The 14,501-nt window shown below is 65.7% G+C and carries 6 protein-coding genes; all 6 read right to left on the bottom strand.

Features of this window, described 5'->3' with window-relative positions; all coding sequences use genetic code 11:
• Positions 1 to 43 precede the first annotated feature (43 nt).
• Positions 44 to 4,330, bottom strand: coding sequence for an Ig-like domain-containing protein (locus J5837_RS03290; RefSeq protein WP_244755568.1), 4,287 nt, complete (start codon positions 4,328 to 4,330; stop codon positions 44 to 46).
• A gap of 159 nt (positions 4,331 to 4,489) precedes the next feature.
• Complete coding sequence (locus tag J5837_RS03295) at positions 4,490 to 7,324, bottom strand: TonB-dependent receptor plug domain-containing protein (protein ID WP_210535290.1); 2,835 nt, start codon at positions 7,322 to 7,324, stop codon at positions 4,490 to 4,492.
• A 255-nt stretch (positions 7,325 to 7,579) separates the two neighbouring features.
• A complete protein-coding gene (locus J5837_RS03300) occupies positions 7,580 to 9,946 on the bottom strand; it encodes a Tat pathway signal protein (RefSeq protein WP_210535291.1) in 2,367 nt (788 codons plus the stop codon).
• 55 nt (positions 9,947 to 10,001) lie between these two features.
• Complete coding sequence (locus tag J5837_RS03305; protein WP_210535292.1) at positions 10,002 to 11,075, bottom strand: aldose epimerase family protein; 1,074 nt, start codon at positions 11,073 to 11,075, stop codon at positions 10,002 to 10,004.
• Positions 11,065 to 13,041: a glycoside hydrolase family 127 protein gene (locus J5837_RS03310; RefSeq protein WP_210535293.1), complete on the bottom strand. Its 1,977-nt coding sequence runs from the start codon at positions 13,039 to 13,041 to the stop codon at positions 11,065 to 11,067. Before J5837_RS03310 ends, J5837_RS03305 begins: the two co-directional genes overlap by 11 nt.
• Before the next feature lie 24 nt (positions 13,042 to 13,065).
• The gene (locus J5837_RS03315) at positions 13,066 to 14,463 is read right to left on the bottom strand and encodes an MFS transporter (RefSeq protein WP_343227626.1); all 1,398 of its coding nucleotides are present in this window, start codon (positions 14,461 to 14,463) and stop codon (positions 13,066 to 13,068) included.
• Positions 14,464 to 14,501: the final 38 nt, after the last annotated feature.

Raw genomic sequence — 14,501 nt, forward strand, 5'->3', positions numbered from 1 at the left:
CCGTAACGATGGACTTTCTGGTGCACGACGCTTCGCGGCGCGTTCATTCGCCTTCGACCAGGACCTCGACCCGGATCGGCAGTCGCCCGCTGCCACCCCGGCCCGCCACATGGCCCTCCACGACGAAGCGGCCGGCGCGGGCATAGCTGTTCGCCGCGACCGGAGCCCATTCGATGCCGCGCAATTCGCGCGAACCGTCGTTGTACTGGACCGTGGCCAGGTCCGGCAGCGTCGGCATGCGGCGGACGAGCGTCTTCACCGGCGGCAACGCGTCGACGGTGTTGATCTGTCCCGGCTCGGCCGCGCGCACCCAGACGCTCGCCGATACCGGCAGGCCGCCATCGGCCAGGCCGTGCACGTCGATGCGCCCGTCGGTTTTCAATTGAGACGCATCCACCTGCGGCCAGATCACGTCGATCTTCATCGTGGTGCCGTCGGCGTAACGTGCGTCCACTTGCCGGGGCAGGTTTGGCGCTCGGCCGATTCCAGTACGCACGTCGACCGAAGCCACGGATACCGGCACATCGGCGAAGACCCGCCACTCGTCCACGCCCAATGCCGCGTGGCCGCCATCATGGCTGGCCGTCGCGACGACGGCGCGCAACGCGTCGGTCGTGATCGGCGCGAAACGCGCGAGACTGGCCCTGTCCTTGTCCGCGATCGCATAGCCGCCCTTGGGCACGATATCGACCCATTGGCCTCCAGCGCGATACTGCAGTCGCCATGCAACCGGCTGCGCGACGCCGCCTTCCGGTTGGTCGTCCCAGAAATGCAGTGCGCTGGCGGATATCCGCACGGGCTTCCGCCATTCGTATTGCAGCCATACCGTCGCGGGTTGCTGCCGCCCCCAACTACCCCAACGCCGATCGGCGGAGAGCTCGTTGCCCGGCGTCGGCACGATTCCATCGTTCAAGGCCTGCACGCGGTGGTGCGAGGCGGTGAACTCGGCGCTGGCGACGGCTTCGCCCTGTATCTCGACCTCACGCCCGGATTCCGGAGCCGGCGCATTTACGCGAACATCCGCATGGCCCTGCAACGCGCCGTCGTCCGCAGTCAGCCTTAGCACATAGTCGCCCGGCTGCGTGAAGCGGACGGTGCCAGTGGCCGCGGCGGCATCCTCGAAGATCGCCTCGCCCTCCTTCGGTCCCGAAACCATCGACCAGCGCAACGCCAACGTTCCACGCGGCAGGGCATCGTCGCCGATGCGACCGACCACGCGCACTGCGGCAGCGGCGCCCGGGCGATCTTCCTGCCAGGCCTCGACGCGAGGCGCCAGGTTCGCGGCGCGCGCGGGAACCTTCGCTCCCGTCGCCCGCACCTGGACTTCCTTGATGCCGGTGCGCATGGTTCCGGCATGGGTTACCAGCAGGCGCAGGCGAGAGGCGGTGATTGCCGGAAAGCGCACGCGATTGAGGTTGCCTTGCACGATCGGGTCGTCGCGCAACTGACCTGGGACGGCCTTCCATTGCGTCCCGTCGAGGTATTGCAACGAATACATCCACGGTGGCGCATAAGCCGCGCGGGTTCCGGAAAAGAAGCCATGCTGTTCGCCTGCCGGCGACGAGCTGCGATAGAAGTACACGCGCACGTCGTCGAAGGAACGAGGCTGGCCGAAGTCGAGTTCGACCCAGTCCTGGGGCGATGGCGAACCGGCGCTGCCCCAGAACGGCTCGTTGGCGGTGCTGCCGTCGACCGCTGTCTCCGGCGCAAAACCCGGTGCGGCGTAGCTCGCCGAGGCCTTCGCACCTTGGGCCAGGTTGCGATCGTCGGCTTGCCGCAAGTCGACGCCGATCCCCGCCTTGCCCAGAACGTCGGCAACACGCGCGTCCGGCGCGATTGCCACCTGTTCCGGTCTTTCCAATTTAACGGGCCGTGCCGAAACCATCCGCGCCTGCGACGGATTGATGGCATCCGCTGCCGTCTCGACTTCGCCGGTCGCAGGATCGTAGACCACGTGCGCCAGGCGATCGACGGTGAACGCCAGCTTGCCATCGACGAAAACCGAATAGCCTCGCGGGATCGCTCCGCCATAATGGCGGCCGTCGCGATCCCACGTGATCGACAGATCGTGGCCGTGATAGCGCAGATTGTCCGCGGCGAAATGGTCCCAGCCGATATCGACCGGATACAGTTCGATCTTCGCGTCGCTGCGCGGGCGCAAACCCATCGCGTCCTCGATCATGGTGAAGTTGGTCGCACCCAGCTGCGTGTGGTGGATCCATGACCGGTAGCCGATGCTGCCTCCCCGGCCGGCGCTGCCCTTGGCCCAGAACTCGTTCTGATCGGGATAACGGTTGTCGCCGTCGATGTAATGCGCCCACGCGTTCCAGTACAGCAGCTTGCGGTACGACTGTGCGTCCAGGTAGGGACTCGGATAGTCGCGCAGCGCCGAGGCGAACAGGCGAAACGCGACGGTTGAGTTGATCACGGAGAAGTTGTTGCTGCCCTCCTCGCCACGGGCATGCTTGTCCGCCTGGTTGGCCGTGTAGAACGGGAACACAGGGTATTGGCCAGCATCGGCGAACAAGCGCAATGCTTCCCTGTATTTGCGGTCGTAGTCCGGGTCGCCGACCTTCGGCATCAGGCCGACGCTGAACGGGTAATAGTTGTTGGTTTCTTTCCAGTCCACCAGCGAGCCGGGGCCTGCGGCCTGGCGATGCTTGAGCAGGTTGCCGCGCAAGCCCATCGAATCCGGCGCGCGGGTTTCGTCCTGCCACAGCACCTTCAGCACCGCGTCCCGGATCCGGCTCGCCGTCGCCTCCAATTCCGCCGCCATCTCCGGATCGCCGGAAAGACGCGCCGCCTGCGCCGCGGCCACCGCATTGGCGTAGACGTAGGCGCTTTCGGTGCGGTCCATCCGGGCCATGCCGTGGCGCTTGGCCCAGTCGAACGACACCGCGTCCGCATCGTTGCCGGTCATCGCCGCCCAGTCGTACTCGATCAGTCCGTTGCCGTTACGGTCGTAGGCCTTCAGCAGGCCATCGACGTCGTCGCGGCCGTAGCGGGCGAGCTTCGCCGCGATCGCCGCCGGGCCGCCATGCACCTGGTACGAACGCCAGGCCGCGGCCGTGATGTACTGCGCGTAGGAATTGGACCAGTTCTCCGGAGAACCGGGGTTGTCCACGTACTTGCCGCCGGCCGCGACCTCGCCCGCTCCGATCCACGACCCGTAGGCGTAGGTCGGGTCGCGCAGGTACTTCAGGTCGTCGATGAACATGCACGTGGTCAGGACGATGGCGTTGTTGTAGCCGAGCACGCCCTCGATCGCCACCGGGAACTGGTAGTCGTTGCCCGGCACGTCGGCATCGAGGAAGTTGAAGCGCAGCAGCCACCAGCGATAGAACAACGTCTTGTCGATGTTGTCTTCCGGCGTATCCAGCCAGGGGATGTTGTCTACCCACCAGCGGTTGTAGTCGGTCACGTGGCGCGCGTAGGCCTGCTGCGGCGCCTGCGCGACGGTACGGCGGTATTCGTCCAGCGAGGCCGGGATTTCGCGGGTGACCAGGCCCAGTTGCACCTTCACGGCCGGCGCGACACCGTTCGCCGGCACCCGCACGCTGCGGACGATGGCCGCGCCGTCGACCTTGAAGCCATCGCCCGACAGGCGCGGGAAGACCGTGGTGATGCCGTTGCGCGCCGCGAAGGCGCCGGTAAGCTCGTTGCCGTCGGCGTGGGTGGCCATCGGCGACCATGCCTTCAATGTCAGCGTGCGGGCCTTCCCATCCGTCGAAAACAAGACTGCATTCGCCACCGCCACGTTTTCCCGGGTGATGAACTTGGTCAGTCGCAGACGCACGCCTGCAGCGGCATCTTCGTAGATGCTGCTGAAGTAGCTCGGCGTCTGCCGGCGCTGCGCCGCCAGTTCCCGGAGTACCAGCGTCTTGCCGTCCTGCTCGACCTGCAGCCTGAACAACGCATCGTGGCCGGTCTTGTGCCAATAGGCGGCTTCGCCGACGAAGCCCGGTTGTTCCGGCTTATGCGTGTACAGGTAGGCCGCGCGCCCGCGGGTGAACAGCCAGTTGTTGTCGTCGCCGAAACCGCCCGCGCTGCCTTCACGCGCAAGCATGCGGTCGATCCAGAAATCGTTGCCGGGCAGCTGGCCGGCCCCGTGGGCCTGGTCCAGGGCGAATATTCTCGCCAGATGGGCGCCCGGCACGAATGCCACGCCCGTATCGGGCACGGGTTCGGCCAGCCCCTTGAACACGGGGTAGCCGATCTGCGCGTTGCTGTTCGCCGACGATTCGGCTTGCGCTGACCTCGGCCCTGCAGACAGTGTTAGCCCCAGGATGCCGATCGCGACGAACAGCGCATGTTTGTGTACCCGGCCCATACGCATCATCGCCACTGACACCCGACATCCCGAACAAGCTTCAAGCAGACCCTCGCGAAAAGCGCGGCTTGCCGGAACCATGCGGCGAGCCGAAAGGCCTTTCCCCGGTCCCGGGGACGCGACCGACATGCGTGCCGGTCGCGCCCGGGGGCAGCGCCATCAGAACTCCAGGCGGGCCTTGACCCACAGGTAGCGGCCCATCGTGTCGTAGGTGCTGGCATCGGTATTCGCGGCGCTGGAGGTCCAGCCGTAGAACACCGGCGGCTTGCGGTCGAACACGTTGTTGATGCCACCGGAGAGATTCAGGTGCAGGCTTTCGATCTTCCGGCCCACCGAGAGGTCGTGATAGACGACCGAGCCGACGTCGAAGTACACGCAGGATCCGTCGGCCGCGGTGTTGTCGCAATACCCTTCAAAGGGGCTGCTGGTGGTCGTGGTGCCGATATAGCGGGAATTCCACGACGCATGCCAGGGGCCGCGGTCCCAGCCCAGGTTGACCGAACCGCGCCAGCGCGGCAGGTTGCCCTGGCTGGACGACTCGCCGACGTAGTTGTGGTCGATGCCGGCGATGCGGTATTGCTGCATGAAGGTGGCGTCCAGGCCCAGGCGGAAGTCGCCGTAACGCGTTTCCGCGAGCTTGTAGCGCAAGCCCACGTCCATGCCGCGCACGTCGACCTTGCCGGTATTGATCGCATAGGGCACCGAGATGGTGACGAGCTGGCCGTTCGCATCGCGCTCGATCAATCCGCAGAATGCGTTGTCGCCGGCATAGCACTTGTCCAGCACTTCGGCATACCAGGTGCCGTTGATCATGTCTTCCAGTTCGACCTTCCACCAGTCCATGTTGACGGACAGGCCTTCGGCCCAACCCGGGTCGTAGACGAAACCAACGTCATAGGAGCGCCCCTTCTCCGGCTGGATGTCGAAGCCGACGTTCGCGGAACCGGAGGTGATCACCGTCACCTGCGAGGTGTTTACGAAGCTGCCGTCGGTGGGGACGTTGACGCACGCCGCGGGATTGCCGCCGCCGGTGTAGCCGGCGCAGGGATCGTAGTATTCCTCGGCGGGATCCATGATGCCGTTGTACGGAGAGCCGTACAGATCGCCGAGTGCCGGCGCCCGGAACACTTCCGACGCCGTCGCGCGTACCAGCAGGTTGGAGATGGGCCGCCATTCGATGGCGACCTTGCTGTTGGTGGTGCTGCCCCAGGCGTTGTACTTCGAGTAGCGGGAGCCGATGTTGAGGTTCAACGTATCGGCCATCGGCGCGCCCTTGAGCAGCGGGATCAGGAATTCCGCATAGGCTTCCTTGACCAACTCTTCGCGACCCTGGTTGAGGATGCAGCCGTCGTTGTAATCGCAACTGCCGAACTCGTCCGCGGCCGCGACCGTGCTGGTCGTGCCCTGGCTGAAGTCGTTCCTGCGGTACACCAGGCCGAAGGCGGCTTGCACGTCGCCCGCGGGCAAGGCGAAGAGATTGCCGTTGACGCTCGCCTCGGCGAACTTCATCGTGCTGTTGTCCAGCAGGTCCACCGGCATCTGCGTGGCCCGGATCGCGGCGATCGTCGCCGGATCTTCCGGATTGAACACGTTGATCGGCGTGCAGTTGGCGATGACGTTGCCGGGCGTGCCGCAGCGGAGCGTCCCGGTTTCGTCCATGAAGGAGGCACCCGCGGCGTTGTTGAGCGCGGAAGTCACCGAGAAGCCCGTGCGCACGAGGGTGTCCTTGTACTTGGCATAACCGGCGCTGGCCTCCCATTGCCACGACGTGTCCGGCACCATGCCGCGCAGGCCGCCGACGATGTTGGTCTGGTACATCTCCGACTTGTAGACACGGGTATTGGCGCCGATCGAGCGCATGTTGTAGCTGACCAGGTCGTCGCCGAACGGGTTGTAGTAGTTCTGTGCGGCGTTGGGGATGTACAGGCCATACGCGGTCAGCTGCGAGGTGGTCTTGCTGCTGGCCCAGAAGGCGTCCAGGTAGCCCTGCACGTTCGGGGTGAAGTCGAAGGTCGCATGCGCGGCGAAATTGGTGCGCTCGACCGGGGTGATCAGGTACTGGCCGTAATAGCTGTTGTAGCCGTCGACGCCGGAGACGAACTCGTGGAAATCGTCGGCCGTGACCGCGCCGGGCGCCATGTCGGCGTTCGGCGCCCAGACGCTGCCATCGGAGAGCCTGGCGGTGGTACCGGTGCCGCGCATTTCCGCGACCTGGCCATTCACGTATTGCAGGCGCTTCCTGGCGTAGCTGCGATCGGAGTCGTACAGCGCGTTCATGGAACTGTGGGTCAGGCCTAGGATCAAGCTTCCGCGGTCCCAGCTCTTGCCCCACTCCACGCCCATGGTGCGGCGGTTGCCGTCGCCGTGACTGCTGGCGCCGTAGTCGGCGGTCACCGCGAAGCCGTCGTACTTGTCCTTGAGGATGATGTTGACCACGCCCGCGATCGCGTCCGAACCGTAGACGGACGACGCACCGTCTGTAAGCACGTCGATCCGCTCCACCATTGCCGCCGGCAACGCGTTCACGTCGACGCCAGGCGCAGCACTGACGCTGCTGGCCGGGCCGGCCATGCGATGACCGTTGACCAGCACCAGGGTGCGTTGCGGACCGAGGTTGCGCAGCGAAACCAGCGCGCGGCCATGGCTGAAGCCGGAGTTCATCGCGACGTTGGGCATGAAACCCGCCATCGCGGGCAGGTCCTGCAACAGATCGCCGATGGTGGACTTGCCGCTGTCTTCGATCTGCTGCCGGTCGATCGTGATCACCGGGCTGGCGGTTTCGGCATCGACGCGGCGGATGTGGGAGCCGGTCACGGTGACGGCATTGAGCGTGGTCGCTTGCTTGTCGCTTTCGTCGGCGCCAGAAGCAGTCTCCTGTGCCAGCGCCGGCACGCTCGCAACCGCCAGGGAAATGGCCAGGGCCAGTGGCCGCAGCGTGGTTTTCGCGTAACGCGCCGCGACGGCAGGGGCACGGCAGGTGAGGCTGGCTTGCATCGGGAATCCTCTTGGATTTTCTGGCTGGCAATTGGAGTGTCGTAGCGACGGCGATCGCCCTGTCGGCGCGCTAGGTCGAGAATCGGACGCTTCCACCTTGCGTCACGAAATCATCTTGACGGCGTCATCTTCTTGATCTACGTCGCATGCCGTCTAGACGCAATTGACGAGGCGGAATGCAGATATCCGCAATATGCTGAGCAATTTACAAAAGGCGCGATGCCGCGCTATCGCATCGATATCGATTCGAATAAGTCAGCCATAGAAAGCTTGTATACGTACGCGCGATCCGGGCGCGGCATCGACGCGGACGCGATCCTCATGCGGACCTTCGATTCCCGCTTCCCGACCGTCGACGACCACTTTGCGCAACGCCTTTCCCGCCGGCACGCGCAGCGTCAACCACGTGTGCCCGGGAGCACGCGTCGGCAGCGTCAGATGGCCATCGATCCGCTGTTCGTCAGGCTTGCACTGCAATTCCAGGCTGACGCGACCCCAGGGCGTGGGCAGGCCTTCGGCGGCGATCGGCGTTCCGCGGGCGAGCCAATCGCGCGGCACTGCGCGCGCGATGAACAATTCGTCGCCCTGATCGAAGACGAGCATCCAGCGCAACAGCAACGGCACGGTCATTTGCGCCGGCATGCAGAACAGCGGCATGCCGCCGGTGATGCCGGCCACTTCGCCCGCCGTCCAACTGCCGCGCGTGTGCGCCTGGTAGCGATGCGCATACAGGAACAGCAGGTATTCCTCGATCCTGTCCAGCCGCAGCAACTGCTGCGCATGGCCGTAGGAGATGAAACCGAGGATGTCGCGCGCTTCCGGCGAAGGTTTCCAGATGTTGGAAACGATGCCGAGCGTGGTGCCTCCGTGCCCGCGCAGGCAATCGATCATCAGGTTGGCCAGATCCGCAGGCAGTACATCGGCCTGCAGCAGCTCGACGTAGACGCGATGCGACCACAGCTGCTCGCTCTTGCTGGGATCCTCCTGCGACATCGCCTGGCGAAAGGTTTCGCGGGTACCGGGCAACGGACCGAGATAGGCCGGGGTCAGGTCGCGGCGCACGTTGGCGCGGATGCTCTGCAACAGGCGTTCGCGCAACTGCCCGGCCCTTTGCAGCCACCGTTGCGGCAGCGCAGCCTGCGAGGACAGCATGGACCACACCGCGGCTATGTCCTCCCATCCGCGTATCGCCATGGCGCTGTTGGCGTAATACGGTTTCCACCACAGCGAGGGATCGGGATACAGGCACGCGTCCGATTCGTTCCAGCCATGCAGCAGGCCGTGGCCGCGGTCGCTCTTCGGCAAGGCGAGGCTGGCGTCGTGCAGGTCGGTCAGGATGCGTGCGGTACCCTCGATCTTGCCGAGGTGCTTGCGCAGCAACGCGACATCGCCGGTGCAGCGCAGGTAACGCGCCAGCAGCGACAAGGTCAGTCCGAACTGGCCTACTTCGGGGCCGCGCATGTTCACCATGCCGCCGGCATCCATGAACGAGACGAAGTAGTTGTCCAGCACGGCGGCAGCCTGGTCGAACCGTCCCCATTCCAGGTTGGCATACAGCGAGCTGGTGAAAGTGTCCTGGAAGCCGTCGTATTCGTTGCCGTAGTAGTCGCGGTCGACCGCGCCGTATTTCGGCTCGACGCCGCCAGGCCGTACCACCAGCTCGCGCGCGAAGGCGTGGCGCGCCATGTCGGCCCAACTCGGGTCGGGCAAGCGCAACGCCGGGAAATCCGCCAACTTCTGTTCCCAGTAGCCGGCGAAATCGACCAGGCCGGCATAGAACTGTTCCGCACTGGCGCTGCGCCTTGCGGGCGGGAACTCCGGATAGCTGTGGCCATACACCACCTGGGTGGCCTTGCCGCCTTCCACCAGCATCGCCCGGTGCCAGGTCTGCACCACGAACTTGTCGCCGGCGTTGACGTCAGCGAATACCAGGATGTCGTACCAGCGGCCTTCGCCCGCCGGAATCGCCTTGTGCACGGCCGGCATCCATCCGCCCAGCAATCCTTCGCTGCGCCGGGCGACCCATTCGTTCCTGGCCAGTTCGGGGAAATACTGGATGGCACGATATGTGCGCGTGCGTCCGTCGGGAAACACCTGCATGGTGTCGTTGCCCTCCGCGGTGCCGACGAAGGTCGTCCATGGCAGACGGCCGTTGTAGTCCTTGGCGTCCAGCCGCGAGGCCGGCGGCGGCGCCACGTCGCGCACTTCCGCCTCGTCTGGATCGCCGTCGCGCAGCAGGCGATCGGCCAACAGATCGGCTTCGGCCATCGCGACATCGCGCAGCGCCATGCCGAAATACGGCGGCGAATCGCTGCCCCACGCCGCTTCGGTCCGTTTGCCCAGGACCAGGACGCCCTGGTCGCATCTCAGTTGCAGGTCACCGTCGATGCGGTCGAGGTCTTCGTGGACGGTCCATTGCCGCCCCGCATGGGTGAATGCACCCATCGGGACCATGTCCGGCGCCTTGGCAGCGCTTGCGGGTTGCAAGCGCGGCATGACCGGTATCCGCGCGATGCTGTCAGCCGTGCCGTTTGCCGCTCTCGCCCCGGCGTGTATGCCCGGGGCAGTGGCGGCGACGGCGGTCGCCGCAAGGCTGTTGCGCAGGAAGTTTCTTCTGTCCATGGGGGTTATCCAACGGCGTGGGGATGGCGACGGGCGACGTACCGGCATGCGTGGGTCATGGCGCGAGCCCTTCCGGTGCGCAGCGATTCAGCGCGGCGATCGCGTCGTTCCAATCCGAATGCGGCGGAACCGCAGCGAAGCAGTAACGGATGCGTCGGCGATAGGTTTCGCCCGGCTGCAGGATCGCGCCGGGAAATTCCAGTCGGTTCGGGGCATCGGGAAAACCCTGCGGCTCCAGGCAGACTCCACGCCCGAGATGGGGGTGGCGCGCATCCAAGCCCTGCCCTTCGTAGAACTGGACGGCCGGCGCGTCGGAAACGATCCGCATCGCCACGCCGCTGTGCGGCGAGTACAGTTCGGCCACGCAGTCGGCATCGTTGGCCAGGACCAGGCAATGGTCGTAGCCTCGCCCGCGCACGATCTGCTCATGCGGCGGGCGGGCGTTCCGTTCGATCATCGCGGGTTGGCGGAAATCGAAAGGCGTCGCGGCAACGGAAGCGATCTCGCCGGTCGGTATCAGCTCACGATCCACCGGCAGATAACGGTCGGCCGGCACGCGCAACCATTGCCGCGCCGCGGGCACCGCGGCATCGCCGGCGAGATTGAAGTACGGGTGATGGGTCAGGTTGACCGGCGTGGGTGCGTCGGTGGTCGCCGTATACGCAAGCTCGAGGCAATCGCCATCGAGGCGAAAGCTGGCGGCGACGTCCAGCGTTCCCGGATAACCTTCGTCGCCCGCGGGAGAACGGTGCTCCAGCACCAGCCGGTCCGCCGCACTTTCCGAAATACGCCAGAGGTGCCGGCCGAAACCCAGATGCCCGCCATGCAGGTGGTTGCGACCTTCGTTCGCACTGAGCAGATGCTCGCGCCCATCCAAGGCGAAACGCGAGCGGGCGATGCGGTTGCCGAAGCGGCCGACCAGGATGCCCAGGTAGTCCTCGTTCGGCTGGTACGCCGCAAGGTCGGCATGGCCCAGCACGACCGACACGCGTCCCGTAGGGCCCGGCACGCTGAGTTGGCGCAAGACGCCGCCGTAGCTCAATATCTCGGCTTGCAGGCCCGACGCGCCGCCCAGCGCGATGGCGTGGACGCTGCGTCCGTCGTCCAGGCGGCCGAACTCACGCAACATGGCGTGCGCCGGAGCCTGCGGCATCCACCCAGACCCGCATCTCGCCTTCGCCGCGATTGGCCCAGCAGAAATACGGCACGAACAGCAGCGGCTGGCGCTGCACGGCCGCCTCGGGCGCATCGTAGCGATACAGACCGCCCGCCGTATCCGGCGCGACGCGCAGGCCTTCGCTGCGGATCAATGTCTTCCCCGCCAATACGCCGTTGCCTTCCTGCAATTCGAACCCGGCATTCGCCGGCAACGCGAGCTGGTGCAGGTCGGTGCCGTTGTCGGCCTGCTCCAGGCAATAGACCAGTGGGCCGCGCTGCAGGGCCACCTTGCCTGCCGCATGGCGCAACGAAGGGTGCGCGCCAATCCGGAGCACCGGCATCGGCAAATCCAGCGCGATCCGGTCGCCCGGTCGCCATTCGCGTTGCAGGTGGACGTAGCCCTTCCTCGGCACCGCTTCCACGCTTTCGCCATTGATGGCCAGTCGCGGTCGTGCGCACCAGTCGGGAATGCGCACGGCCAGCGTCGTGGCGAACGGCGCATCCGCGAGGATTTCCAGTTCGACCCGCTCCTGCCACGGATAGTCGCCATGCTGGCGCAGCGTGAAGCGCGCGCCGTCGCGCCGGATTTCGGCGTCGCTGCCGACATAGAGGTTCACGTACAGCGCATCGTCGCGCTGCGTGTATACGTACGCGCCCAGCGAGGCCAGGAGGCGGGCAATGTTCGGCGGACAGCAGGCGCAGGTGAACCAGCGCTGGCGTACCGGCTTGACGTGGTCGTACACGTGGTTGCCGCCCATGATCGAGGGTACCGTCTGCAGCGGGTTGACGTAGAAGAAACGGGTTCCATCCAGCGACATGCCGGCCAGGACCGTGTTGTACAGTGCGCGCTCCATCACGTCGGCGAAGCGGGCATCGCCTTCCAACTGCAGCATGCGGCTGGCGTACATCATCAGGCCGATGGAGGCGCAGCTTTCCGCATAGGCGCTGTCGTTGGGAAGATCGTAGGCGCTGGTGAAAGACTCGCCCCAGCCTTGCGCGCCGATGCCGCCGGTGATGTACATCTGCCGTTCGACCATGTCGTCCCACAGGCGCAGGCAGGCTTGGCGCTTGGTTTCGTCGCCGCTGAGGCGGGCCAGGTGGGCGACGCCAGCCATCAGGTAGACGAAGCGCACCGCATGCCCGGTCGCCGTGCGCTGTTCGACGATCGGCGCATGCGCCTGGCTGTAGGCCTTGTCGCGCACCATCCAGTCGCGACCGTGGCTGTCCCAGTACGAGGTGCGCCCGCGCTTCTCGAACTCGACGTCGTAATAATGCGGCTGGGTGCCGCGCTGCTCGACGAAGAAGCGCGCCAGTTCGAGATAACGCGACTCGCCGGTGGCTTCATGCAGACGCAACAGGGCCAGTTCGACCTCTGGATGCCCCGGATAGCCGCGCAACTGGCCGGGCCCCGGGCCGAACACGCCATCGATGTGGTCGGCGAAACGGCAGCACACATCCAGTAATCGGCGCTTCCCCGTCGCCTGGAAGTAGGCCACGCCGGCTTCGAACAGATGGCCGGCGCAATACAGCTCGTGGCACTCGGCCAGGTTGCTCCAGCGTTCCTGCGGCGCCTTGAGGGCGAAATAGGTATTGAGGTAACCGTCCGGTTGTTGCGCGGCGGCAAGCACCTCGATCACTTCGTCCGCGGCGCGTTCCAGTTCGGTATCGGCCTGCTGGCACAGCAGGTAGGCGACGGCCTCCAGCCATTTGGCCACGTCGCTGTCCTGGAAGATCATCCCGAAGAAATCGCCCTGCTCCAGTCCCGCGGCGATGCGGAAGTTGGCGATGGCGTGGCTGGGTTCGGCATCGGGGATGCGGTCGTTCAGGGCCTGCCACTGATAGGGCACCACCACGTCGCGGACCAGCGCCTGGTACTGCGCCCAGAACGGCGAGGTGATGCGGATGCGGTGGAGGTCGAGGTCTTGCGTGTCGGACATTGCGGATCGGTCCAGGGGAGAAGTTCAGGCGCTACGTTGTTCCAGATCGCGTTCGATGCGGCGCATCGTGGCGTCGTCGAGCCGGCAATAGCCCAGCACGAACGCCAGCAGCAGGTGGATCGCCGCCGGAATCAAGGTCTGCATCGCGGTGATGCCGGCGATCGAAGTGGCGGTCTGCGCCACGCCGGCCCGGTAGCGGACCAGGTAGAGCACCAGCGCGATGATGCCGGCGCCGGCGGCCCACGCCAGTTTGATGAACACCAGGTTGAACGCGAAGTTCATGCCCGACGAGCGCACGCCGGTCTTCCATTGGCCGTAGTCGTCGGCGAAGGCCATCACCGAGAAGTGCAGCGGCAGGCATAGTCCCAGCACCACGCCGCTGCACAGCATGACCAGCAGCCATGCGGCCTGCCATTGCGTGCCGCCCGGAATGAACCACATCAGCACCGACAACCCGGCCATCACCAGGTTCACGTTGCGGTACAAGCGCACGGTGTCCATGCGCCGGGCCAAGGGATTGACCAGCACCGCACCGAGTATGGCCGCGACGGCGATGACGCCGAAGAACAGCGAAGAGTATCCGGCCCCGCCCTGCAGCACGTAGGTGATGAAATACATGTACCCGCCGCCGCGCAGGTTGAGGATGGTAATCAGCAGGAACGACATCACCAGCATCAGCTGCAACTGGTCGTTGCGGCGCACCGCCTCCAGCAGCCGCCGCGGCGAGAACGCCTCCACCTGGGGCGCAATGCGTTCGCGGACCCAGAAGAAGCAGCACAGCAGCATCGCGACGGCGACCGCGCACATCGCCATCACCGACAATTGGTAGCCACGCGCGGGGCCCTGTCCACCGTCCCAGGCCTTGACCAGCCAGGGCAGCGACATCGACACCAGCAGCGCGGCCGCGCCGCACAGGGCGAACCGCCACGACTGGCACGACACCACTTCCTGCCGAGACACCGTCATCGCATTGATCAGCGCGCAGTACGGCACGTTGATCGCGGTGTAGCCCAGCGACAGCAACAGGTACGTGGCGCAGGCCCAGACGATCCGCGCGTCCCCATGCCATGGCGGCACCGTGAAGGCCAGCACCACGACGACGCCCAGCGGCACCGATACCCACAACTGCCAGGGCCGGTAGCGTCCCCAGCGACTGCGCGTATGGTCCGCGATCATCCCCATGACCGGATCGACCAGCGCGTCGAACACCCGGACCACCAGGAACATCAAGCCGACCGTCGCCGGCGAAATGCCGTATACGTCGGTGTAGAAGAAGTTCAGGAAGTTCATCGTGAGCACGATGATGACGTTGCCGCCGGCGTCGCCCAGGCCGTATCCGATCTTCTCGCGCAGGGCCAGGCGCTGCATGGAGCCCACCCTTGCGCTGGCCACGGGTGGGCTTGCGGCTGTTTCCACGGTCACGGGCCTTCTCCTACGGATCCAGCGGCTTGCGCGCTGCT

It is taken from the genome of Pseudoxanthomonas helianthi, assembly GCF_017939625.1.
GTDB lineage: Bacteria > Pseudomonadota > Gammaproteobacteria > Xanthomonadales > Xanthomonadaceae > Pseudoxanthomonas_A > Pseudoxanthomonas_A helianthi.

Excerpts from the sequence above, each read along its gene's own strand:
- J5837_RS03290 (WP_244755568.1), bottom strand. The coding sequence starts at position 4,330 with ATGGGCCGGGTACACAAACATGCGCTGTTCGTCGCGATCGGCATCCTG.
- J5837_RS03295 (WP_210535290.1), bottom strand. The coding sequence starts at position 7,324 with ATGCAAGCCAGCCTCACCTGCCGTGCCCCTGCCGTCGCGGCGCGTTAC.
- J5837_RS03300 (WP_210535291.1), bottom strand. The coding sequence starts at position 9,946 with ATGGACAGAAGAAACTTCCTGCGCAACAGCCTTGCGGCGACCGCCGTC.
- J5837_RS03305 (WP_210535292.1), bottom strand. The coding sequence starts at position 11,075 with ATGTTGCGTGAGTTCGGCCGCCTGGACGACGGACGCAGCGTCCACGCC.
- J5837_RS03310 (WP_210535293.1), bottom strand. The coding sequence starts at position 13,041 with ATGTCCGACACGCAAGACCTCGACCTCCACCGCATCCGCATCACCTCG.